Origin of the sequence: Alteromonas sp. I10, assembly GCF_003201515.1 — a bacterium.
Taxonomy (GTDB): Bacteria; Pseudomonadota; Gammaproteobacteria; order Enterobacterales; family Alteromonadaceae; genus Alteromonas; species Alteromonas macleodii.
Map to the genome: position 1 here is coordinate 117,945 of NZ_QJJN01000003.1, position 22,499 is coordinate 140,443.

At 45.5% G+C, this 22,499-nt stretch carries 17 protein-coding genes; 5 read left to right on the forward strand and 12 right to left on the reverse strand.

What is annotated here, in order from left to right; genetic code table 11:
- Nucleotides 1-281 precede the first annotated feature (281 nt).
- From BZA03_RS07425 to BZA03_RS07445, 5 genes are all read right to left on the reverse strand, one after another.
- The gene (locus tag BZA03_RS07425; protein WP_014948442.1) at nt 282-1,376 is read right to left on the reverse strand and encodes a mechanosensitive ion channel family protein; all 1,095 of its coding nucleotides are present in this window, start codon (nt 1,374-1,376) and stop codon (nt 282-284) included.
- 332 nt (nt 1,377-1,708) lie between these two features.
- Complete coding sequence (locus BZA03_RS07430; protein ID WP_110288414.1) at nt 1,709-5,137, reverse strand: M36 family metallopeptidase; 3,429 nt, start codon at nt 5,135-5,137, stop codon at nt 1,709-1,711.
- A 193-nt stretch (nt 5,138-5,330) separates the two neighbouring features.
- Nucleotides 5,331-5,741: a hypothetical protein gene (locus BZA03_RS07435; RefSeq protein WP_110288415.1), complete on the reverse strand. Its 411-nt coding sequence runs from the start codon at nt 5,739-5,741 to the stop codon at nt 5,331-5,333.
- Between the two features lie 79 nt (nt 5,742-5,820).
- Complete coding sequence (locus tag BZA03_RS07440; RefSeq protein WP_110288416.1) at nt 5,821-6,750, reverse strand: PA2778 family cysteine peptidase; 930 nt, start codon at nt 6,748-6,750, stop codon at nt 5,821-5,823.
- A 4-nt stretch (nt 6,751-6,754) separates the two neighbouring features.
- The gene (locus BZA03_RS07445) at nt 6,755-7,135 is read right to left on the reverse strand and encodes a PA2779 family protein (protein WP_014951406.1); all 381 of its coding nucleotides are present in this window, start codon (nt 7,133-7,135) and stop codon (nt 6,755-6,757) included.
- Nucleotides 7,136-7,717: 582 nt separating this feature from the next.
- Between BZA03_RS07445 and BZA03_RS07450 the strand changes: the two genes are divergently transcribed.
- Nucleotides 7,718-9,319: a triacylglycerol lipase gene (locus tag BZA03_RS07450; protein ID WP_258364606.1), complete on the forward strand. Its 1,602-nt coding sequence runs from the start codon at nt 7,718-7,720 to the stop codon at nt 9,317-9,319.
- 99 nt (nt 9,320-9,418) lie between these two features.
- Nucleotides 9,419-11,011, forward strand: a complete 1,593-nt coding sequence (locus BZA03_RS07455) for an ABC-F family ATPase (RefSeq protein WP_110288418.1) — start codon at nt 9,419-9,421, stop codon at nt 11,009-11,011.
- Between the two features lie 96 nt (nt 11,012-11,107).
- On the opposite strand, the gene BZA03_RS07460 is transcribed toward BZA03_RS07455, so the two are convergent.
- From BZA03_RS07460 to BZA03_RS07470, 3 genes are read right to left on the reverse strand one after another with little or no spacing between them, the layout of a single operon-like run.
- A complete protein-coding gene (locus BZA03_RS07460) occupies nt 11,108-12,013 on the reverse strand; it encodes a hypothetical protein (RefSeq protein ID WP_110288419.1) in 906 nt (301 codons plus the stop codon).
- 47 nt (nt 12,014-12,060) lie between these two features.
- On the reverse strand, nt 12,061-13,203 hold the full coding sequence (gene nagA / locus BZA03_RS07465; RefSeq protein WP_110288420.1) for an N-acetylglucosamine-6-phosphate deacetylase: 1,143 nt from the start codon (nt 13,201-13,203) through the stop codon (nt 12,061-12,063).
- A complete protein-coding gene (locus BZA03_RS07470) occupies nt 13,200-14,075 on the reverse strand; it encodes a BadF/BadG/BcrA/BcrD ATPase family protein (protein ID WP_110288421.1) in 876 nt (291 codons plus the stop codon). The genes nagA and BZA03_RS07470 overlap by 4 nt, the downstream gene beginning before the upstream one ends.
- Nucleotides 14,076-14,549: 474 nt before the next feature.
- Between BZA03_RS07470 and BZA03_RS07475 the strand changes: the two genes are divergently transcribed.
- On the forward strand, nt 14,550-15,092 hold the full coding sequence (locus BZA03_RS07475; protein WP_258364615.1) for a MipA/OmpV family protein: 543 nt from the start codon (nt 14,550-14,552) through the stop codon (nt 15,090-15,092).
- 111 nt (nt 15,093-15,203) lie between these two features.
- Here BZA03_RS07475 and BZA03_RS07480 read toward each other — a convergent pair whose 3' ends face one another.
- The 4 genes from BZA03_RS07480 to BZA03_RS07495 form a co-directional block, all read right to left on the reverse strand.
- Nucleotides 15,204-15,746, reverse strand: coding sequence for a CreA family protein (locus BZA03_RS07480; protein WP_014948438.1), 543 nt, complete (start codon nt 15,744-15,746; stop codon nt 15,204-15,206).
- Between the two features lie 68 nt (nt 15,747-15,814).
- Nucleotides 15,815-17,395 (reverse strand): histidine ammonia-lyase, encoded by a 1,581-nt coding sequence (hutH, locus tag BZA03_RS07485; protein ID WP_110288422.1) that lies wholly within the window; start codon nt 17,393-17,395, stop codon nt 15,815-15,817.
- A gap of 2 nt (nt 17,396-17,397) precedes the next feature.
- The gene (gene hutU, locus BZA03_RS07490; protein ID WP_110288423.1) at nt 17,398-19,137 is read right to left on the reverse strand and encodes a urocanate hydratase; all 1,740 of its coding nucleotides are present in this window, start codon (nt 19,135-19,137) and stop codon (nt 17,398-17,400) included.
- Between the two features lie 105 nt (nt 19,138-19,242).
- On the reverse strand, nt 19,243-20,067 hold the full coding sequence (locus BZA03_RS07495) for a UTRA domain-containing protein (RefSeq protein WP_110288561.1): 825 nt from the start codon (nt 20,065-20,067) through the stop codon (nt 19,243-19,245).
- A gap of 192 nt (nt 20,068-20,259) precedes the next feature.
- Here BZA03_RS07495 and hutI point away from each other — a divergent pair, with 192 nt between their 5' ends.
- Together hutI and hutG are read left to right on the forward strand one after the other, a co-directional pair.
- Nucleotides 20,260-21,519 carry an imidazolonepropionase gene (gene hutI / locus BZA03_RS07500; RefSeq protein ID WP_181417285.1) on the forward strand — a complete coding sequence of 420 codons (1,260 nt, stop codon included), beginning with the start codon at nt 20,260-20,262 and terminating at the stop codon, nt 21,517-21,519.
- A complete protein-coding gene (gene hutG / locus BZA03_RS07505) occupies nt 21,512-22,480 on the forward strand; it encodes a formimidoylglutamase (RefSeq protein WP_110288425.1) in 969 nt (322 codons plus the stop codon). The genes hutI and hutG overlap by 8 nt, the downstream gene beginning before the upstream one ends.
- The last annotated feature ends 19 nt before the right edge of the window (nt 22,481-22,499 follow it).

A 22,499-nucleotide genomic window follows, 5' to 3' on the forward strand; every position in this document is an offset into this window, starting at 1 on the left:
ATTAACAATCGCATTAATAACAAATTATTAATAAATATAACAAAAAACATACAACAAGCGGTATAACCTTGAAAAACTTAAAGTTAATTTCCTTTATAGAAAAGAGAAATACAACCCAAATTGCCACCGGTATCTTTTAAGAACTCAAAAATCACTCGGTGAAAATCAACGGTGTATAGAAAAAAGAGCGATAAGGATAAACGCATGTTGACTATTTTTGGCGAAAACTCCCCGTCAGAAGTCTGAGACATCATTTACTCAAGTCATATTTGGCGAGATTTTTAAGCTTTGGGCGTTAAATTCTCTGTGGATTGAGCTGCACCTTCCTGCTCTAGGTTAAGCGCAGTAATTGGAAATGGAATGACAATCCCTTCTTCATCAAAACGCTTTTTAAGCATTTTTATAAAGGCGCTCTTTATGAAGAAGCGGTTAAAGTATTCACGGGTTCTCAGCATCACTGTTAAGTTGATACTAGAATTGTCGAAAGTGTGAAACAGAACAAAAGGTTGATAAGTTTCAACACCAAACTCGTGCTGCTCTAGAATAGTATTGGCAACCTCTAAACATACGTTTTCAACATGCTCTAAATCAGAGCTATAATGCACGCCAACTTCAACAGGCACCGACAGTTCGCGTTCAGGGTAGTAGTAGTTAATCAACTTTGAATTAGACAACTTACTGTTAGGCATGATCACGATGTTGTTAGGTAGCATTCTAACCCACGTGGAGCGCCATCCTATTTTCTCTACAAAACCTTGTTCTCCGGAATCCAGCTCTATGAAGTCGCCTATACGAATGGGCTTATCCATTACCAACTGAATACCCGAGAAGAAGTTTTCAAGCGTTGGCTGTAGCGCTAGTGCTACTGCGAGCGAAGTAATGCCTAACGATGCAACAATGGGTGTTACCGACACCCCCATGGTGCTTAATATAATCAAAATTGCTAATACAGCGAAAAGCGCTCTAACTGCTCCACCGGCAATTGCGCTGGTATTTTTAACTATGGTTGACTGGTCGCGATAACGACTCAACGAGTAAGTGACAAAACGCTCGAAGAAGAGAAATAAAGTAATGATGAGGCCAGCTTCGATAACGATGGTTAGCGCTTTAATCGCCCCTTCATCTTCTATCTGAAATACTGAAACAATACTTTTAACCAACAGCAGGAAAATAACCCAGATAAGCAAATTAAGTGGGGCATTTAACGACAGCACAAGCACGCGATAGATATCAGACATACTGCTGTTTTCTGAACGCGCTTTAGCTTTCAAACGCACCAAAATAAGTCGTTTAACAATGAAGAGCACAATAACAACGCCTACTAATCCGGCTATTGCTATTGCCTGCTGGTTTTCAAGAAGTTGAGTGCTGTCCACGGCTGACGGGGCTCCTGCATATATGAGTAGGCACTTTTTATTTTTAGCTACACCTTAGTACGTGTAAGAAGAGGCAAAAGGTGCACCAGTTATACCAATCCGCATAGATAATTGCCCACTCAGAAGGCGCAGGCAAGTTTCCTAGCGAAGCGTGGGAATGAACGAAGCTTGGATACCTGCCAGACCCTCCCGGAGGGTGAGTTTAATAAAAAAGCCCCATGCAGTTTTCACAACATGGGGCTTTGGTTTGTTTTATAGGCCTATAGAAAGGCAGTTGTTGGTAGGTGACCTTTCTTCTAGTTAGCCTAGATTCTTCGTGTTTTCACGGGCGACTAATTAAGTAAGTTCAAAGGCATTACTTTCCCTGTTACGGGATTAAACTCAAACGTTACTGTTCCCGTTGTCGCATTACCATTTTGATCAACGTTTGCGTCGTTAATATCACTTACAAACTGATCAATAACAACCCGGTATGACGTCGGGCCGTTAGCCCAACCATTCACGCGAACCCGATAGGTTTCTCCGGGGACAATGCCACCGCCAACTTGCTCATTAGAGCCCAAGTTGCCGGAGCTCGCCATAATATTGCCTTCGGCATCTAGCAGTTCAAAGTCAAGATCTGGCACCGCTACTACCTCAACATCAGCGCTCAGCGTTGCAACTACACTTGATGCACTTGGCAGCGCTGTAAACGGGATATCAACATAGTCAACGCCATCAACCAACGCTTCATCCGCTGCTCCAATTAAGACAACACCCGAGTGCTCCTCAATATTATGGTAAACCACAGACTGTTCTTTTGGCTCAGACGTATCAAAGGTAGGCGTTTCTCCTCTACCGGTTGACGAAGCGCCAGCTTCGTAACCGCTGATCCGCGCTTGGAACGTAAAGAGTTTTCCATTTGGGTTATCAAACTTTAGATAACGCAGTGCAGATGTTCTGTCTACATCTAGCGATTGATCGAAACGGAACCTTGCTATGTCGCCGTTTTGACCTGTGCCACCATTATCTGCATTCAATACGGTAATACTGCCATTGCTAATATGAGTAATATCGAAATCAACTGGACCGTAAATTCTCTCGTCGCCAGTATTTATCAACGCAATATCAAAGGCAAAGATGCCGTTATTGTAGTTTACATTACCCACTTTGTAGTCAACTTGGTCACTCACATCCACCGTGTTTAAGCCGGTTGAAGCAATCCCTGACATATTAGAAAAACCAACTTGCTGATTAGGGTTAAGGCTGATTGCACGCACTACGTATTCATAGTCAAACGAGTCTATGCCTTGACCTGCACCACGCCCTAAACCTTGCCCTTTGTCTATGTAGCGATTATCGCCCACAATAAATTCAACATGGGTGAAGCCAGAGAATGTGAGGTCGCCGTCAAAGTATTCTCGGGTTGGTACACCCGTAAACAAACGCGCACTCGACCCTTTTTTGCGTTTTAGCAATTGATAAGCAAAAGCGTCAGGTACGGTTTCCCACGTAATTTCAATCGCGTCATCAGAAATGATATGCGCGTCTATAGCGTCTGGTGTCGATGGCTTAGCCTGGGTAGCCGTAAACTCGCTCACTGCCGTTGATATAGTCTGTCGACCGCCTAACGGTGCTTTCGCGTTTGCACCTAGCTCTCTGGCAGCAAAAACACGCTCAATTAATGCATGATGACGACCCGGTGAAGTTAAATCTAAAGGATCGGTAGGATATAAGGCTGCATCGGCAATTAACACTGCATCCCGTGCGCGCACGAAGGTATCTGGCGCAGATATCCCTAGCACGTACATTGAGCCTAAGAAGATACGTTCCCACGTTTCTTTGCCCAAGCTAGTTTCTTGGGTAGGATCGCCGGTAACTGGATCGGGGCGAACGAAATCTTGTCTAGGCTGCAGCGCCACCATAAGCTCTCTTAAGTCCCACATTGCACCCGCGTAAATTTCTCCATCACGATGCACTTCAAATGCGTTGTCTCTTGTGCCTAACTGCGAATAACGAATTTGGCTCTGTGCAGAACGAATAAACTCAAATGAGTCGGGATTAACCCCCTGCTCTCTTAAGAATTTTCGTAAATCGCACGAATTAACGGGGTAAGTACCTAAATCTGGTGTTTCGCCTACCGTGTATGCCCATAGGTCGGCTTGTCCTTCGTTAAGCGCGCCACCTTCTGGTTCGCCTTCAAAACCTGCGATAGGGGTAATTGTCGCATGGGTGCCTTCATGAATGGGAACCGAGAAATCCATTGCTAGGTTGTTGAATAAGTAACCATGGCCGTAAGCTGTCGGGTTAACCACGACCTCTTCACCTGCAATTTCCTGTGATAACGGCACTGCGAATGCGTTGTCCAAGCCCAATAGCTTAGCCATAAACTCAGGATCTGCTGGATTATCTGGTGGGTCGAGCACATTCGGAATATGTACCACACCAGTTAACGGTACCGCTTCGTTAGGGTAGCTATTTGGAAACGAGCCATCGCCCACGCCACGACTATGCACAGCATCGCCGTCTTTATGAAGGTAATCTAAATATTCGAGCAATGTGGTGATGTAAATAAACTGGCTGATGCCGTCAATGTGATGTGCCGTAGAAGGCGTTACATGATCATCTTCGACAGGTCTTGCCTCTATGGCAGCATCCTCGCTGAAGTGATACGTACCCGTTGCCGCTTGTGGAAAAGGCCCTTTTGTCAGCATCGCGCTTTCTATAAGCGCGTGCTTACCTGTAAGCAAACCTTCAACACCCGTCACTAAGTTAGAATCGTCAAACTTACGTAGATTAATGCGTTCCATCCCTTTCGGTTTGCCGGTGTAGCCACCTGCATCGTCCTCTATCAAACATTCGCTTTGCATCGATGGCGTAATGGGTGGAAATGTTGGGAAATAATCCGCAGTCTGCTGAACTAAGCCAACCTGCCCCGTTTGCGTAACTTCATTTTCACCTGAAGGAAGAATGGTTTTGACCCGATCATTACGCGCCAGAATGTCTCCAGACTGGGCATCGATGACGTACTCAAACACACCAAAGGGATTTGAAGAGTAATAGAAGAACTTCCATGCGAGTTTCAGTTTATTGTTATCTTGTACCACCACTTTCTGTGGTACTGGCTTGGCGAAAATGCCAAGGCTTTTTTCTATTTGAGAAAAAGCGGGGTTCAGTACATCAAGAGCTTCTATTGGCAATGCTCGCTTGTAAGACGCTAAATCGGCGGTTGCCACGCTGATCGCGCTATTAGCAGAAAGAACTTGAGAGTTAGCAATAGGCGTATTTATAGCTGTATCGGCAAACAGCGCTCTCACCACCTGAGACTCATCGATTAAGAGGCCGACACCTCTATCTTTGATTTTTACACCATCAATGACTTGGTCAAACCTCACTAAATGACCACCCAATGCTGCTTTGCTGCGGTGAGGGTTAAAAACAAAATCCCCGTCACTTAATCCACCTAAAAGGGCAGAATGTCGACTAATAAAGTCATACCCCATCTGTTCGGGCGACGTTCCTGAAACATCAATGGCAATACCAAAAACACTATCTAAATGACCATTAGCTGTTCGTAATGTAGATGATGGGAATGTGGTTTGCAGTTGGTCTAACGCCATTTGAAACAAGCTGTTTGCTGGCGGGTTAACAACATTGTCAGTCAGATTTATTTCAGCAATGCGGTGCGATGAAGTATCTAAGGGTGCGTGTACTTTGGAGGCGCTTGCTACGAAAGGTAAAGCCGCTGCTACCGCAGCATATATAAGGGTTCTTTTTTTCATTATTCAATCCTTAAAATTTGGAGCTATCAATGCGTTCAGCGTTAATACTGAGCAACGACTAGATAGCGTTAACCAAATTAGGATCGAGCAAAAAACGCCCATCCACCATAGGGGTTAACCACTAGAGTTAACTGCACCAACCAGATGTGGGAAATGAGATAGTTAATTGCGCTATTAACTTATTACAGGCTAATTAGGAATCAGAGAGCAGAGATAGTTTGCGTTCATATTCGCGAGACAACCACGAAGAAGCTTCGTCAATATCTGTGAAAAAAAGATAATCCATACTTTTGAGCTCGGGGATCCTCTGAAACATTATTCCGCGTATAACAGGTCCTTTATAAACATAAGCTTTCGCGACTAATCCCATATCTGGGAGCCGTTTTATAATACGCTTGAGTATGTCGAAGGCCTCAGGAGTTGCACCTTCAACTTGGCTAATATCTGCCAGAAGGGAAAAGGGTCGTTGATTCAGTCCTATGACTAGTTTAAAAAGACGAGCGCTGTAGTCTTCCGCACTTTTTTCATTAAACGCGCCATAGAGTCGAGTGGTGACTACTCCGTTCTCGTACGAAATTGTTGATGAGCTCAGTATTTTTGGCATAGCCTACTTTCACAATTACTTCCTAGGTTAATAGTAGACGATAAGTTTTCGTAAATGCGAATACTCTTAAAGTTTAGGTTTATTTCTCAGCCAATGTTAACAGCGGTTCGTTATTGGGAAAGCGTTCTAGCCCCTGTTTTAGAATTGTATTTGCCTTCTCGGGCATGTTGTTTTCGCGCAAAGCTAATACGTAGTTGTGAACATAAACATGTTGGTGCTGCCCCACTTCATAGCCTTTCTCAAACCAAACCACTGCTTGGTTGTCGTTTTGCTCTAAGTAATAATTGGCAATCAGGAAATAACTTAACCAGTACGTTGGCCATGTATGCGACGCGGTTTCCAAAAACGCCAATGAACGCGCTTTATCTCCCACTTTAAGCATGTCGTAAGCCGCACTTACATAAGTGAACGGTGTCATCTCAGGCGAGGTTACATTAGGAGGAACTGGTGCCAAATACCAGTAATTTCCTCTTCCCCACGTTCTTTCAAAAAGCTCAAGCGACATTTCGTGATTAGGCGTAAGGCCGGTGTGTAAAGTAACCGTCCCCTTATCACTATCGAACCCAATAACAACAGCGTAGTGCCATTGGGGTAATAACTGGATGGACAAATTTTGAAAAACAATCACTGGGATATCGTCTTTAACTAACGACATAATTGACGATAAAGTCCCTCGGTCAGAATATGGCAAAAAACCGAATTGTCGGGTAGCGCTCACCATTTCTAGTTGTAAACTCCCTTCTTTACTGGGAATGAACAACTTAGGCGCAATATCATTTGGAGAGGTGCTTTCACCATAATAACCAAACACTTCAGATAGTGTGGTAGGCCCGCAATAAAACTGTTCTTGGGGGAAAAACGGAACAGATTGAATAGTGTGAGATTCAGGTAAAGAGGCAAGTCCCTCTTGCCGCAGCTTGTCAGCTTGAGGTGTGGACTGACAGCCTGAAAGCAAAAATAGAAGCGAAAGGCCTGCTAACGCGCAGGCCTTTTTAACTGAATTGATCATTCAATTAGCTGTTCACTGGACGAATAAATGGGTAAACGTCAGTTACACCAATTAGGTCCAAAATTGCGATAATAGCAAGTACGGTAAGCACTGCGCCCACAACGCCACCCGCTGGCGCTTGATTAATTTCATCATTTAATTGGGCAATTTCGCTGTCGGTCATGCCGTTGATTCTGGCGATAGCTTGGTTGCTATCTACACCTAAGCTAACCAATTTACTCTGCACGTCTGCACGATTAACCATGTCAATTAGCTGCTGCTTATTGTAGTGAGCGGCTTGAGTTTGCATTACGGAATCTGAGCTAATTGCTTCTGCATGCACGCTGCCTGACATTAAAACCGTTGCCGAAAAGCAACCAATCGCAATTTTTTTCAAAAATTTCATGATGTTTCCCTCTTTAAAATGCCCAGTTTTATTCTTCTTTTGCGTTACCTAACTCACGATAAACTAGAGTGAAATAAAACTTCGCACTGATTCAGCAGACGCATTTGCGCTCTGCGGTTTATTTTCAGTGGATAAGCACAGCAAGATTAAGACCAACTAAAAATGCCTTTTTTTCATAATAGACAAGATTCCATTTTTTCCCTTTAAAATAACGATTTAAGTAACCTTTATACTAAAAATGCTGAGCAAAGCCTTGTTCGTTAATTCTGCATTGATGCATCACCGCGCGCTGACTTTTATGTAATATTTTCTTTATGCTGGAATTATTTGCTTGCCACTAATATAAAAGAAGCAACAAACCATAAGGGGCAATCTGTAGAGTGAGCGGGTGTTTTGAAACGCTTGTTTCACGCCTCATACCGTACGGAGTTAAGTTTGAGGTGCAATTTTTGACAAAAACACGCTATAAAAGGTTAATACTTTTTTTAGCGTTTGGGTGAAATGCGCATCAAGCAGAATCTCATTTATTGGGTATTGGTAGCGACTGTCTGCTGTATTAGTGCATGCAGTTCAGATAAGTTTATGCGTAAAAAAGTATCCCCTTTGTCTTTGGTCGGTGCATACGGATATGGCTATTTGCCCGACTTAAGCCACTTCGACAACATACAACTGGCTGCTCGGTGCACGTCGTACGAGCAAAGTACTACATTAGATATCGCGCTTGCGCTCGATTGCTACATTACCTTGTTAAAAAGAGACAGTCTTTCCGATGCGCATCGTGCTATAGGGATCGACGGGTATAACCTCGCAGTAAACAAGTTATTCCGTCTTAGACATACAACTGACAACTTAATTCAGGTTAACTACTCGGGCCCAAGCGAGCTCGTTTTAGTTTCAGAAATAGAAGCCTTAGACGCTCGCCTCTCTCCTAAGGTATTTGGTGAACTTGGCGGTGCTGCAGTGGCTCGAATTAGCAACCAAGCACAGAATGGCCGTAGCCTTGACCTAAACTATCCACTAGAAGGTATCTACTCGCCTTACTCCCTTCAAGTTGAGTCGGTTGCATTGAAAGGGCTTAGAATTCACATATCCTTGCAAGCCCAACACGTCGATGTGCCTACCGAAATACTGGTTGGAAACAACACATACACGCAACGGTACTCACCTGCTGCCGCTTACCTTTCCCTATTACAAAATGCCGACATCCATAATTTCAGCTGGCTAGGATTTATTAATGCACAAGACGCTGAAAAGAGAATGGGAGTCTTTAGTATTGGAGAGCTTTCTTCAGTCAAAACCCCGATTATTATGATTCATGGCCTCAATTCAGACCCGCTAATTTGGCGGTATCTCACAATGGCTATTTTCAATGACGAAGAATTATCTCAACACTATCAGATATTGCACGTGTACTACCCATCAGGCCCTCCTCCTTTCTATAACGCCATGCGAGTTCGCAATTTACTGTACAAGCTAAACCAGCGGATAGCGTCATCGGAAGGCGCTTCTTCATCTGCGGTATTGATAGGGCATAGTATGGGCGGCGTAATCGCAAAGCTGATTTCAACGCATTCAGATAACACGTTATGGGATACTACTTTCACAGAGCCTCCAGAAGCGCTACTTGCTGAAGGCGATGAAATGTTGCGAGATATATTTATATTTAGTCCTGTGTATAAAGAGAATACGGTGTTTTTTCTCGACACTCCACACCGAGGCTCAGAAATAGCTAATAGCCTTATAGGATCGTTAGGCTCTTCACTCATCACACTCCCTTTTAGTTTTAAAGCGCTATTTAAAAACTTTATCGAAAAAGTAGGCGTGAGCAGATTAACCGCTGCTATGCTTCCTTTCTTGCAAAACTACGGGCCAGATAGCGTCCAAGTGTTGCGCCCCAATCACCCGCTGATGACAGCGTTAGCCGACATTTCTGTAGAAGGCGAGAGCTATTCTATTATTGGCTCAATCAGCACCTTGTATTGCCAGTCAGAAACAGAATGCGCTGCTATAACTGATTCTGTCGTCAGTTATAGCAGCGCATATTTGCCTGACGCAAAAGACACAACAATTGTTAACTCGTCACATAACTCATTCAAAAGCACTCAGGCAATCGAGTTTATACTTGATAAGCTTCGCCAAAAGCACATCAGCGCAAAAACTGTTCAAAATTCCCTCGACATGTAGCCCTCAATTCCTTATAGTGCGCGCGCTTTTATATATTAGTGAAGTGACAACCGCTTTCACTACTATCTCTTCTCATCGTTTTACCCCTGGATACCTGTTTTGATTACCACCGCAAATATCACAATGCAGTTTGGCTCTAAGCCATTATTTGAAAATATTTCCGCAAAATTCGGCAACGGCAACCGATACGGCCTAATTGGCGCAAACGGTTGTGGCAAGTCTACCTTTATGAAAATTCTAAACGGTAAACTTACTCCATCGTCGGGCAACGTTTCTATGGCGCCAGGCACAAAGCTAGGTATCTTGAGTCAGGACCAGTTTGCGTTTGAAGAGTTTAGCGTAGTCGATACCGTTATCATGGGTGACCGTGAACTATGGGAAGTTAAGCAAGAGCGCGACGCCATTTACAGCAAGGCTGAAATGAGCGAAGAAGATGGCATGCGCGTAGCGGACTTGGAAACCCAATTCGCCGAGATGGATGGTTACACCGCCGAAGCACGCGCTGGCGATATCTTAAACTCTGCTGGCATCGACGAAAGCTATCATTTTGGTCTAATGAAAGAAGTTGCACCCGGTAAAAAAGTACGTGTGCTTTTGGCGCAGGCATTATTTGCCGAGCCTGACATTCTGCTTCTAGACGAACCAACCAACAACTTGGATATCTACACCATCAGTTGGCTTGCTGAAGAGCTTAACAAGCGTAAGTCGACCATGCTTATTATTTCGCACGACAGACACTTTCTAAACTCTGTATGCACGCACATGGCCGATATCGACTACGGTGAACTGCGCGTTTATCCGGGTAACTACGACGACTACATTCAAGCTGCCATGCTCGTTCAAGAACAGCTTCATGCAGAGAATGCTAAGAAGTCAGCGGAAATCGAAGAGCTACAGAGCTTCGTAGCGCGATTCTCTGCCAACGCATCGAAAGCGAAACAAGCCACCTCGCGTGCCCGCCGTCTTGAGAAAATTGAATTAGCTGAGGTAAAAGCGTCTAGCCGTCGTAAGCCTTATATTGTGTTTAACCAACATAAGAAACTTCACCGACTTGCTATTACTCTTGAAGAGCTAGGCCATAGCTACCCAGATCTTCCGTTATTCGATAACGCGAACTTGCTATTAGAAGCTGGTCAGCGCTTGGCGATTATTGGTGAGAACGGGGCCGGCAAAACCACGCTTTTGAAGTGTTTGGTTAATGACATTGAACCTACCGCAGGTAGCTATAAGTGGGCTGAAAACGCTGCGATTGGTTACATTCCGCAGGATAACGCTAAATACTTTGCCGAAGATATCACTATGTTTGAGTGGATGAGCCAATGGCGTAGCCCCAAACACGATGACCTGCAAATAAAAGGTATGTTAGGACGTTTGCTATTTACGTCTGACGACTTCAACAAACGTGTGCAGGTATGTTCTGGTGGTGAGAAAAACCGTTTGCTGTTCGGAAAGCTAATGCTTCAAGACATCAACGTTTTAGTAATGGATGAACCCACTAACCACATGGACATGGAGTCGATTGAAGCCTTGAACAATGCGCTATACAAGTTTGATGGCACTGTTATTTTTGTTAGTCACGACCGTGAATTCGTTTCGTCACTGGCGACGCAAATCATCGAAATTAAAGACAAGAAACTGAATCACTTCGATGGAAACTACGAAGAGTTTTTGGCGCATAAAGAAAACGCGTAATTATATATCGATGCCTTCATCAATAGATGAAGTGAGCCACATAACAAAACGGGCACTTATTTAAGTGCCCGTTTTTTGTTTCAGTATATTAAAAGCTTACTGACCAGATAAATACTTGCCAACCGCTGTCGCTAAGCGGTCGAAGTAGTTAACAATCGTATTTTTAATTGGCGCTAACTCTTGTTCCGTTATTTCATCAAAGTTATCTGGCGGTGTGAAATCTTCAACACGCTCATTTTTTAGCGCATCATCTTGAAATTCGGTAAACACTGGCAGCATTAAGATATCAACTGGCTTGTCTAAACGCTCAATACTAACGTTAAAGCTTGCCGAAGCAATATAGTGATCGGTACCCAAAAAACTACGCGTAAACAGTCCGAACCCTTTGCTTTGATGCTCTGAACATCCATAAGTACCGCACTCGGTAATAGCCACCGTCGGCGCTTCTTCAACGATAATCACAGTGGCAATGCCTTTGTCTAACAACGATTTTCTTAATGTGTTTTGTTTATCATTGAATGCCCCGTTATTTCCTTCACCCATCACAAAATCTAGGGCGCCTGCATCGTCAACCATAGAAGAGATATCCACCGCAGTGAAACGACTGTTTTGCTCAATGGCTTTTTTGAATGTGCTATACAGCGTGTTGTTCAATTGCCAGTCGTAGCTATATTCTTTCGTAAAATTGTTAAATTTAGTGGTACCGATATGCGTGTGAGTGGGAAACTTTTTAGCGCTAACCCATACCCCAACTTTTTGTTTTGGTGGCGCTACTGGCTTGCTATCTGGCTCTTTAGTCGATTCGCCTTTCGTGGTTCCATCATTTACGCTGTCGCCATCTTGCACCACATCTTTTCGCTCTGTGCTTTCAGTTGGCGTGGCTTCCTCGCTATTAGGTTGAGAAGGAACGCTTTCGCCAGAATCCATACCTCGTTGCGTAACACACCCTGCAGCCAACATTAATACGGCTAACAGAACAGTAAACTTTGTCACAAACTTCATAACACTTCCTTATTTCAAAGCCATTTAAGTTAATACTAAATTTCTACCTAAAAGACCATTCTCATATTACTGAAAACGTGGGTCAGTGCATTGGCGGAATTTAGCAGTAAAAAGTCTGCGCGCTGACCTTCGGTAATGCTGCCTATGTCACTCTCTAGCCCCATAAATTGAGCCGGCGTGGCACTCGCCATTTTGCTCGCATCTTCTAACGTTACACCGCAATCATTGTGCGTATTCAAAACTGCACTATGCATATCTAAGCACGAGCCAGCCAGTGTTTTGCCATCTGGCGTAGTAAGTTTATCGCCATGCCTAACGATCTCGGTATTAAAAAAGTGAAGACGCTCAATATCACTGCCCACATGCGCCATGGCATCGGTAACCAACATGGCGCGGTTGGCAGTTTTCACGTTTAATGCCAACTCAGCACTTTTTCGGTGTAAGTGGTGATGATCGATAATAAAACCACAATATACTCTGTCATTAAGCAACGCTGCGCCAACGGCTCCTGGCTCCCGGGAGGTTAATGCAGACATGGCGTTGTACAAATGCGTAAAGCCTGTAGCTCCCGCGTCGATAGCCGCCTGAACTTGCTCATAGCTGGCATTGGTGTGCCCAATTGCAACCACTACTCCTTCAGCAACCATTTCTTTTATGAAGCTAGTACTCACCGTTTCTGGTGCGACAGTAAGCAAGACTTTACCAATATCTTTGCGACATAAGGTTGCAAGCTCTGCGTCAGAAGGCGTTCTTATAAATTGTGCTTCGTGCACGCCCTTTTTTGCTTTACTCAAAAAAGGCCCCTCAAAGTGAATCCCTTTTATTAACGCTTTAATGCACTCTGGGCCGCCCGCCATTACTTCCGCAATGGCATCCGCCGCCTGAGCCATTTTTGAAGTATTATCGGTAATGATAGTTGGCAACATGGACGTTGTGCCGAAACGAAGATGAGCCAGCGCCATGGTTTCTACTATAGCGGCAGAAGGGCTATGGTTAAAAAGCACACCACCACCGCCGTTCACTTGCGTGTCGAAATAACCGGGAATGAGCTTTCCGTTGTAAATACTACTGAGCTCTGCTGAGGTCGCATCGCTAATACTGACTATCTTGCCGCTATCAGCTGTGATTGTCTGGTTTTCAAGCCAACCTTTTGGTGTTAAAACCAGCTCGACAGTAATCGATTCTTTCATTCGCTTTTTACTCTTTTGGCAAAGCTGATAGCGCCATATTCAGCACTTTTTAGCGGCGCTGTTAAATTAGAAGAGATAGAAGGCGAAAGTAAAGGCGTGTAAACATCAGCAAGGCCACCAACTAAACATAGCGGCAATGTAGAAGCCTGATTAATCAATGCTTCACCCAACTGATTGAGGTAATTTGCTCCCTTTCGAATAAGAGAGGTCGCGGCGGCACACTGGTCTCGATAAGCCTGTATAACCACTGGGGCAATATCACCAAAATCTGCAGCGTTGTAATTTGCCACCAAGGTCACTAATTGCTGAGGTGACGCTAAATTAAGGTGCTCACAAATTCGGTTCTTTAGTTCACTAACGGGCTCTACGCCGTCATAAGAAAGCAGTACATGCTTTATAGCTGATAAGCCCAACCACGCACCACTTGCATCATCGCCAACTTGCAGGCCGTAACCACCTTTGTCAGTAAATACACCCTTGTCGTAACGGGTTGCCGCTGAACCAGTACCGCAAATAATAAGGGCTCCAGACTGATTTTCGTGCGCGCCCAAACAAGCGGCGTGTAAATCACTTATTACCACGGTATCGGCAAATGGGTTGTCTAACGCCAAAAAAGACTGCTTTGCTTGCGGAATATTCGCCCCTGCCAATCCAGCAGCTAGCAACACTTCTTCGCATGTAATCGGCAACGCAGTACTTTCTATTGCGTCTAACGTTGCGTCTATTACCGACCCCATTGCTTGTTCGGGGTTGGTCATTATATTTGCAGGGCCTGCCGCCCCTTCACCTAATGTATTGCCATCAATATCTTGCAACAATGCACGGCACCGGGTGCCACCACCGTCAATACCCACTACATATTTGTAACTCACGGGTTACCTGCTTCTCTAAACTATTCAATACAACTTGTTGTATGCACTTTACCACACCGATTTCACAGAATAACTTGCTTTCTTGCCAGTAACGCAGCCTTTCACGTTACCCGAAGGCCCTTATACCAATCCGCATAGTTAATTGCCCACTCAGAAGCCGCTGCAAAAATGTACAGCTTAGCTCAATAGGCACAAGCGAATATGATCGAAGAACACAGCAGAGCAGTGTCTTGATTAAAAAGGAAATTTACCTATGAATTTAAAAACCGTTATTGGCGCAATAGCTCTGGCTTGTGTAGGTGTTAGTTCTACTCCTGCTTTTGCACAACAAGCTGGCGCTCAACAGCCTCAGGGTTGGATGTGGGGTTTTGGCGTCGCAGCATCGCAAGATGTATATACCGACTTTGATAATCGCGTTGTTCCTATCCTATTATCGGCTACACCGGTGAAAAGTTACGCGTTTACGGACCATTTATTGGCTATGAACTTTTTCGCGAAAGTGGCTTTACTCTTGACGCTCAGCTTGTCCCGATATTTGCAGGTTATGAAAAAGATGACAGTGCCGTATTTACAGGTATGGACGACAGAGATTTTAGCTACGCGGCCGGAGTTGGGCTTAACTACAACCCGGGTAGCTGGGTTTATTCATTGTCAACCAATGCCGATATTCTTGGTAAGTTTGATGGCTACCAAGCGTCCGCCCGTATCGGGAAAAGGTTTAGAATAAATAACGTCATGATCGAGCCGTCTATAGGCGTAAACTACCAAGACAGCAATTACGTCGACTATTACTACGGCGTGCGCCCTGAAGAAGCCACAGCATTTCGAAGTGCATATAACGGCGATAGCGCGCTCAATACGGAAGTACGCGTTGCCATCACGACCCGACAGTTTCTGGGCGGCATGACCCGTTTGGAAGTTGGCGCCACCTTCTTTGACGATAGCATCAGCGATAGCCCGCTGACAGACGATGATACCGCGCTTAACGCCATGCTGGTTTATACACGTTTTTTCTAGACTATTGCTAATAGCCTACTCTACAACCGCGTGGATAGATTAAATACAAGGTGCTAGCATCAAAAAGCCCTCATGTAAGAGGGCTTTTTAATATTGAGTTGATGCGTGTCGCTACGCGGGCTTTTTAAACGCTAGCGTTTCCCACAGTGGTACCGTAGACAAACTATGTTTATAGCTGCCAGATGTCTCTTTGGTGCTGTAAGACAAGTAAATCAGCGTTTTTGAGTCGGCATCGTAAATTCTTCGAAGCTTCATGTTTTTGAAAAACACGCTCTTAGATTTTTTAAAAATTACTTCACCTGAATCTGACTTATCAATGGCGTTTAACATCTCAGCCGTAATAGGGCCGGTTTGTCTGCACGCGATTGAACTGTCTGATGGGTCCGACAAATCAAGGTTCGCTTCAATACTTGAAATATGGCAGGTTACACCTGTCACGATGGGGTCTTGAAGCGCATCAATTTTAATGTCTTTTGTGGTAAAAAGACCAAGAGACACATCGCCCACCTCGCTGTCGCTACAGCCTGCCAACGTAAACACCGACGCGGCGAGCAAACCCAACACAGTGCTTTTCACAAAAGAGCCGCTCTTAAAAGTGCCTTTCATAGAAGTACGAGCCTCGTATGAACTTAACCAACGTCCATTTGTTTTCATATCATTCCCACCTCTACTCTATTTATGATCTGTAATTGTTTACTCGAAATACCGAGCCTGTGATCATTTTAGCCTAACAGGTTTAACTGTGTCTTATCCATAAGGTCGTGCTGCTTAATAAGTTGCTTTGCCTTTTCAATGTCTGGCGCAAAATAACGGTCTTTGTCGTAAAACGGCACTTGGTCTCTTAGTAGCTGCATCAACACTTGGAGCTTTTCGCTGGTTTTAAACGGCTTCCTAAAATCTAACCCTTGGCAGGCCGCTAACCACTCAATGGCCAATATACCTGCCACGTTATCGAAAATATCTCGTAAACGCCTCGCGGCGAAGGTAGCCATAGACACGTGGTCTTCTTGGTTCGCAGACGTAGGCAACGAATCGATAGATGCGGGGTGCGCCAGGGTTTTGTTTTCACTAGCAAGCGCCGCACAGGTAACCTGCGCAATCATGAAGCCCGAGTTTACCCCTCCATTTTCAACTAGGAACGGTGGCAAACCACTTAAATGCGTATCAATCATTAGCGACATTCTGCGCTCCGACAGTGCGCCAATTTCAGATAGTGCAATAGCCAGCATATCTGCCGCCATTGCCACGGTTTCCGCATGAAAGTTTCCGCCAGATAGAATATCGCCAGTTGGCGTATCAGCGTCATCATTATTTTCAACAAAAACCAACGGGTTGTCGCTTACCCCGTTAGCTTCCACCACCAAAATCTCTTGGGCATAGCGCATTTGCTGTAAACACGCTCCCATCACCTGTGGCTGGCAACGCAGAGAGTACGGGTCTTGTACTTTTTCACACCGTTGGTGTGAATGACCAATCTCTGAGGTGTCTAGCAATGTTCTAAACGCAGTCGCCACATCGCTCTGGCTTTTATGGCCACGCACTTCGTGGATCCGCGCGTCGAACGGCACGCGGGAACCTAACGCGGCTTCAACAGTAAGCGCACCAATACCTATAGCACTATGAAGCGCATTTTCAGTATAAAACAACCCCTGAAGTGCAAAAGCAGTTGATGCTTGCGTGCCGTTTAACAGCGCTAAGCCTTCTTTGGGTGCCAGCGCAATGGGCTGCATACCGGCTATTTCAAGGGCTTGGGCCGCACTAATTCTCTCTCCTTTATAAAACGCTTCCCCTTCCCCTAACAGCACCACGCTCATGTGTGCTAAAGGAGCTAAGTCGCCGCTGGCGCCTACCGAACCTTTTTCGGGAATGGCGGGGTAAACTTGTGCATTAAACAAGGTAATGAGCGCTTCTATTACGCTTAGACGAATGCCAGAATAACCTCGGGCCAAGGAGTTGATTTTTAACAACATGAGCAGGCGCACAGTATCTTCCTGCATAAAGTCGCCCGTACCGGCCGCGTGCGATAACACAATACTGCGCTGCAATAACTCTAACTCATCAACGTTAATACGGGTATTAGCCAACAAACCAAAGCCAGTATTGATACCATAGACCGTACGGTTCTCTTTAATGACATTAAGCACTACTTGCTCGGCGGCGTTTATAGCGGGTACTGCGCTTTCATCTAACGATAAATGAACGTGGCTTCTATGCACTTCACGCAATTGATCTAACGTTAACGTGCCTGGCACAAGGTTAAGCTGCTTAACACCACTGCTTTCAGTGAAAGATGATTGCAACATGACTATTTCTCCCCGCCTAAGCCCTTGTTCGAGCTTGAATGTGTGCTTGTTCCATCGGGGCTTTGATTATTAGCCGCGCTATTGACCATGGGAAGATCCAAGTTGTGCTTGGCAGCACAGTCTTTTGCAATGTCGTAGCCTGCATCTGCATGACGCATTACGCCCGTGGCAGGGTCGTTATGAAGAACCCGAGCAATACGCTCAGCCGCTTCGTCCGTACCGTCACAAACAATCACTACACCCGAGTGTTGGCTAAAACCCATTCCTACACCGCCACCATGATGAAGGCTTACCCAAGTTGCACCACCCGCTGTATTTAATAGGGCATTCAGCAGCGGCCAATCTGATACGGCATCTGAACCATCGAGCATAGCCTCTGTTTCTCTATTGGGTGAAGCTACCGAACCAGAGTCGAGATGATCCCGTCCAATCACAACTGGCGCGCTTAACTCGCCACTGCGAACCATTTCATTAAAGGCAAGCCCCAGCTTTTGTCTTTCACCCAGCCCCACCCAGCAAATACGCGCGGGCAGGCCTTGGAACTGAATACGTTCTTTAGCCATATCTAGCCAGTTATGTAGATGGGGGTTGTCGGGTATAAGCTCTTTAACTTTAGCGTCCGTTTTATAGATATCTTCAGGATCGCCTGACAGCGCAGCCCATCTGAAAGGCCCTATGCCCTGACAAAAAAGCGGTCGAATATAAGCAGGAACGAAACCTGGGAAATCGAACGCATGCTCAATACCCTCTTCTAGCGCCATTTGTCTAATGTTGTTGCCATAATCAAGAGTAGCAGCGCCAGCTTGTTGGAAACCAAGCATTGCTTTAACTTGCAGCGCCATCGACTGTTTTGCACTTTTCACAACACCCGCTTCGTCTTTTTTACGCTGCGCCTCAGCTTGATCTAGCGTCCACCCCACTGGTAGATAGCCATTCAACGGATCGTGCGCACTGGTTTGATCGGTTACTACGTCAGGGATAATCCCTTTTGCCAGCATATCGGGAAATACTTCAGCAGCATTGCCGAGCAAGCCAATTGATACTGGTTTACCTTCTTGCTTGGCTTCCCCAAGTAGTTGCATGGCTTCTTCTAACGAATGCGCTTTTTTGTCCAAATAGCCTGTGCGAATTCTGAAATCTATGCGAGTTTCATCTACCTCTACAGCTACCATTGAAAAGCCAGCCATGGTTGCAGCTAAAGGCTGTGCTCCGCCCATACCGCCCAAGCCACCAGTCAAAATCCAGCGTCCTTCAGCGCTTCCTTCAAAATGCGTTTTGGCCACGCTCACAAACGTTTCATAAGTCCCTTGGACAATGCCTTGCGAGCCTATGTATATCCATGACCCTGCGGTCATTTGCCCGTACATCATCAAACCTTCTTTATCCAGAGCGTTAAAGTGCTCCCAGTTTGCCCAATGCGGTACAAGGTTAGAATTAGCAATTAACACACGAGGTGCGTTTTCGTGAGTGGGAAATACCCCAACAGGTTTGCCTGATTGAACCAGCAACGTCTCATCAGTATTTAAACGCTTGAGTACTTCTACAATTTTGTCGTAAGACGCCCAGTCACGGGCCGCACGCCCAATACCGCCGTAAACCACCAGATTTTGCGGATGCTCCGCAACGTCTGGATCCAGGTTATTCATTAACATGCGAAGCGGCGCTTCCGTTTGCCAGCTCTTCGCATTTAGCGTACTGCCTCTTGGGGCACGTACTTCTCTTGTAGGGTCGAGGCGTTTCATAAACTTCTCCTAGGCATATTCTTACGTTTGCCGATTTGTTTTTTATTAGGAAGTGTCATCTTTTTAGAAAGCAATGAGTTGCTAGCGCCTTTGGCGCAACGACACTTAGAACTCCAAGTGTCCTCCCAAGCGGTATCGACTACCTGGGTGATACAGCACCGCGTGGCTAACCACTGCGCTTGAACTCGCTTTGGATCTATTATTTAAGGATGAATCTGACGTCGCCTTTAAACCGTTCTTTATCTGAGCATTCGCCGTTGACGACTGGCCAATATTGCTCTCATCGCTGGCTATTGTGCTGGGCACTCGAGAGAAGGTTCGTCGCGTAATTTTCAGGCACGGCTCTTTAGGCTTAATCAATAGTGCTTGTGCAATATCTTTTTCAACAACCACAGCTTCTACGCTGTGATCGGCTTGTGAAAGGGGCGCGACCTGATTCAAATAAAAGTTTGCAGTTTGAGCTTTAAAATCTTTATCTAAATAGTCGTTAATCCACGCTGGGTTAACCCACCTGTCTTCATACTGCACAGGTAGATTGTTCTCGCAGTGTACGATAATGCTATGAAATACTGGCTCTCCCACATCGATACCCAGTCGTTGAGCAATAGCATCACTGGCTGGCGAGGTTTCCAACACTAATATCTCGTTAGTGTATCTATGCCCCCGCTGCTCTATTTCATCGCGAATGCTTTTGATCTCAAGCATTGAGCTCATAGGGCGACTATCTGACACAAACGTGCCTATCCCCTGGCTGCGCATTAAAATGCCCTCGTCCACCATTTCACTTAACGCTCTTCGCGCAGTCATCCGGCTTACACCATGCTGCTGGGCAAGTTGGTTTTCTGAAGGCACTTGGCTACCCGGCTTCATCTCACCACTTTCGATGGCATCCAAAATTGCTGTCTTAATTACTCTGTACCGAGGTTGCATATCGTGGCCATTCACAACTAAATTGTTAATAATATGCTAACAGCATACTTGTATATACAAGTATGCACAAGTACACTGAACTCAAAATTTACACTGCGTTTCAGTAAAGATTCTGGTCAAAGCCAGACAAAGAACAAGACAACCAGTTAGACGAGAAAACCAGACAAGAGGTGGCTTAGAGTGGAGCACGATATGGGTTATCAGTACGACACGCTTATTTACAATGTTCGCATTGCGTCTATGCAAGACAACAAGTTGCCCTATGGCGAATTACCGCCACACGCCATTGCCATAAAAGACGGCAAAATTGCTGCGTTACTTCCTTGCGATGACTCATTAGACAACGTGTTTGAGCAGGCCAAAAGCGTAATAGATGCCACTACCCTAATTCCCCAAAATGAAGGTTCAACGCCCAAACACCCGTGGCTATTGCCTGGCTTCATCGATTGTCATACGCATCTAGTGTATGGCGGCAATCGCGCCGAAGAATTCGAAATGCGATTGCAAGGCGCAAGTTATGTAGACATTGCGCAGCGCGGCGGTGGTATTAAAGGGACGGTTGAAAAAACTCGACGCTCTGACGAAAACACCCTGCTTCACACTGCGATAAAACGCGCAAAGCGACTGTGCGAAGAAGGTGTTACCACCATTGAAGTCAAATCAGGTTACGGGCTGGATTTAGACACTGAAGTGCGCATGTTACGCGTGGCTAAATCCCTTGAGCAGCATCTTCCTGTGAGTATTAAAACTACCTATTTAGGCGCTCACGCCCTGCCCAATGAATTTGCTGACGACTCAGAAGGATATATCGATTTCATTTGCAACGAGGCACTTCCTCACATTGCTTCGCAAAACTTGGCTGACGCCGTTGATGTATTTTGTGAAACTATCGGTTTTTCAACTTCACAAACAGAACGGGTGTTTAGCTGCGCACAGCAGCACGGTTTACCCATTAAAGCTCATGTAGAGCAGCTTAGCGACAGTAAAGGCGCAGTGCTAGCAGCTAAGTACGGCGCACTATCGGTAGATCACATTGAATATTTAGCTGACAGCGATATTCCCTTACTTGCCCAAAGTGGCACCGTTGCCGTGCTTTTACCAGGCGCTTTTTATTACCTAAGTGAAGTTCAAAAGCCGCCGGTAGACGCCCTAAGGGCGCACAATGTGCCCATGGCCTTAGCCACTGACTTTAATCCAGGTAGTTCGCCGTTAGCCTCAATCCTTACAGCGATAAATATGGGGTGTGTGCTGTTTCAACTTACGCCAGAAGAAGCGCTACGAGGCGCCACTGCACACGCGGCTAGCGCACTTGGGCTGCACGACCGAGGTGTTATTGAATCAGGTAAGCTTGCTGACTTAACACTGTGGGATATCGAAACGCCGGCAGAGCTCGCTTATTGTATTAATGGCCACCGCCCCGTTGCGGTGTTTAAGGAAGGTAAACATGTTTAAGTGGCAAGGCAGAATAGACAGTGAAGACGGCATTGAGGGCCTACGTTGGCATCAAAAAGTTAACGAACTTGAAGTCGGCAAAGATAATTCATTAGCCAACGCCGTTACCCTTGTTGGTTTTGAAAGTGATTTAGGTGTGGCATTTAACAAAGGCCGCGTAGGTGCAGCGGCTGGTCCAAACGCTATTCGCCAGGCACTGGCAAACTTACCCTGGCACTGGCCAAGCGCAGCATTGGCTGATTTAGGGAATGTTACCGCTAAAGAGAACTTAGCCCAGGCACAAACCCAATATGCTGACGCCATTTGCTATGCGCTCAAGCAAAATGATGGTTTGGTCATCGGTCTGGGAGGGGGACATGAAATTGCATGGGGTAGCTATCAAGGGGTTTTCAATGCTAAGCCCGAAAGCGCCCGCATTGGAATTATTAATTTCGACGCCCATTTTGATTTAAGAAAGCCTTCACCAAACACCAGTTCAGGTACGCCGTTCAGGCAAGTGTATGATCACTGCCAGCTACACGATACACCGTTTCATTACGCTTGTTTGGGCGTATCGAAAGCAGCCAATACACCAGCGCTGTTTAACTTTGCCAATACGTCCAACACGCGCTATTTAACCGATGTGGCGTTAAATGATGAATCACTGTGTATGCAGCGAATAGATGAGCTACTATCTCCGATGCTAAAAGACATCGATGAGCTTTACGTCACTGTATGTTTAGATGCATTTCCAGCAGCACAAGCACCTGGGGTTAGCGCGCCCAGTGCGTTGGGGATTTCCCCCACACTTGTTATCAACACACTGCACTTTTTAGCACAGCACCAAAATACTTATGGGTATCAATGGAGACTGTGTGACATTGCGGAAATGAACCCCAATTATGATATTGATAGCCGCACAGCAAAGCTGGCTGCACGGCTAATTTTTGAAGCAGTAGATGCAATAAGCTCGCACACTTAACGAGTTAACGCTTTAACGT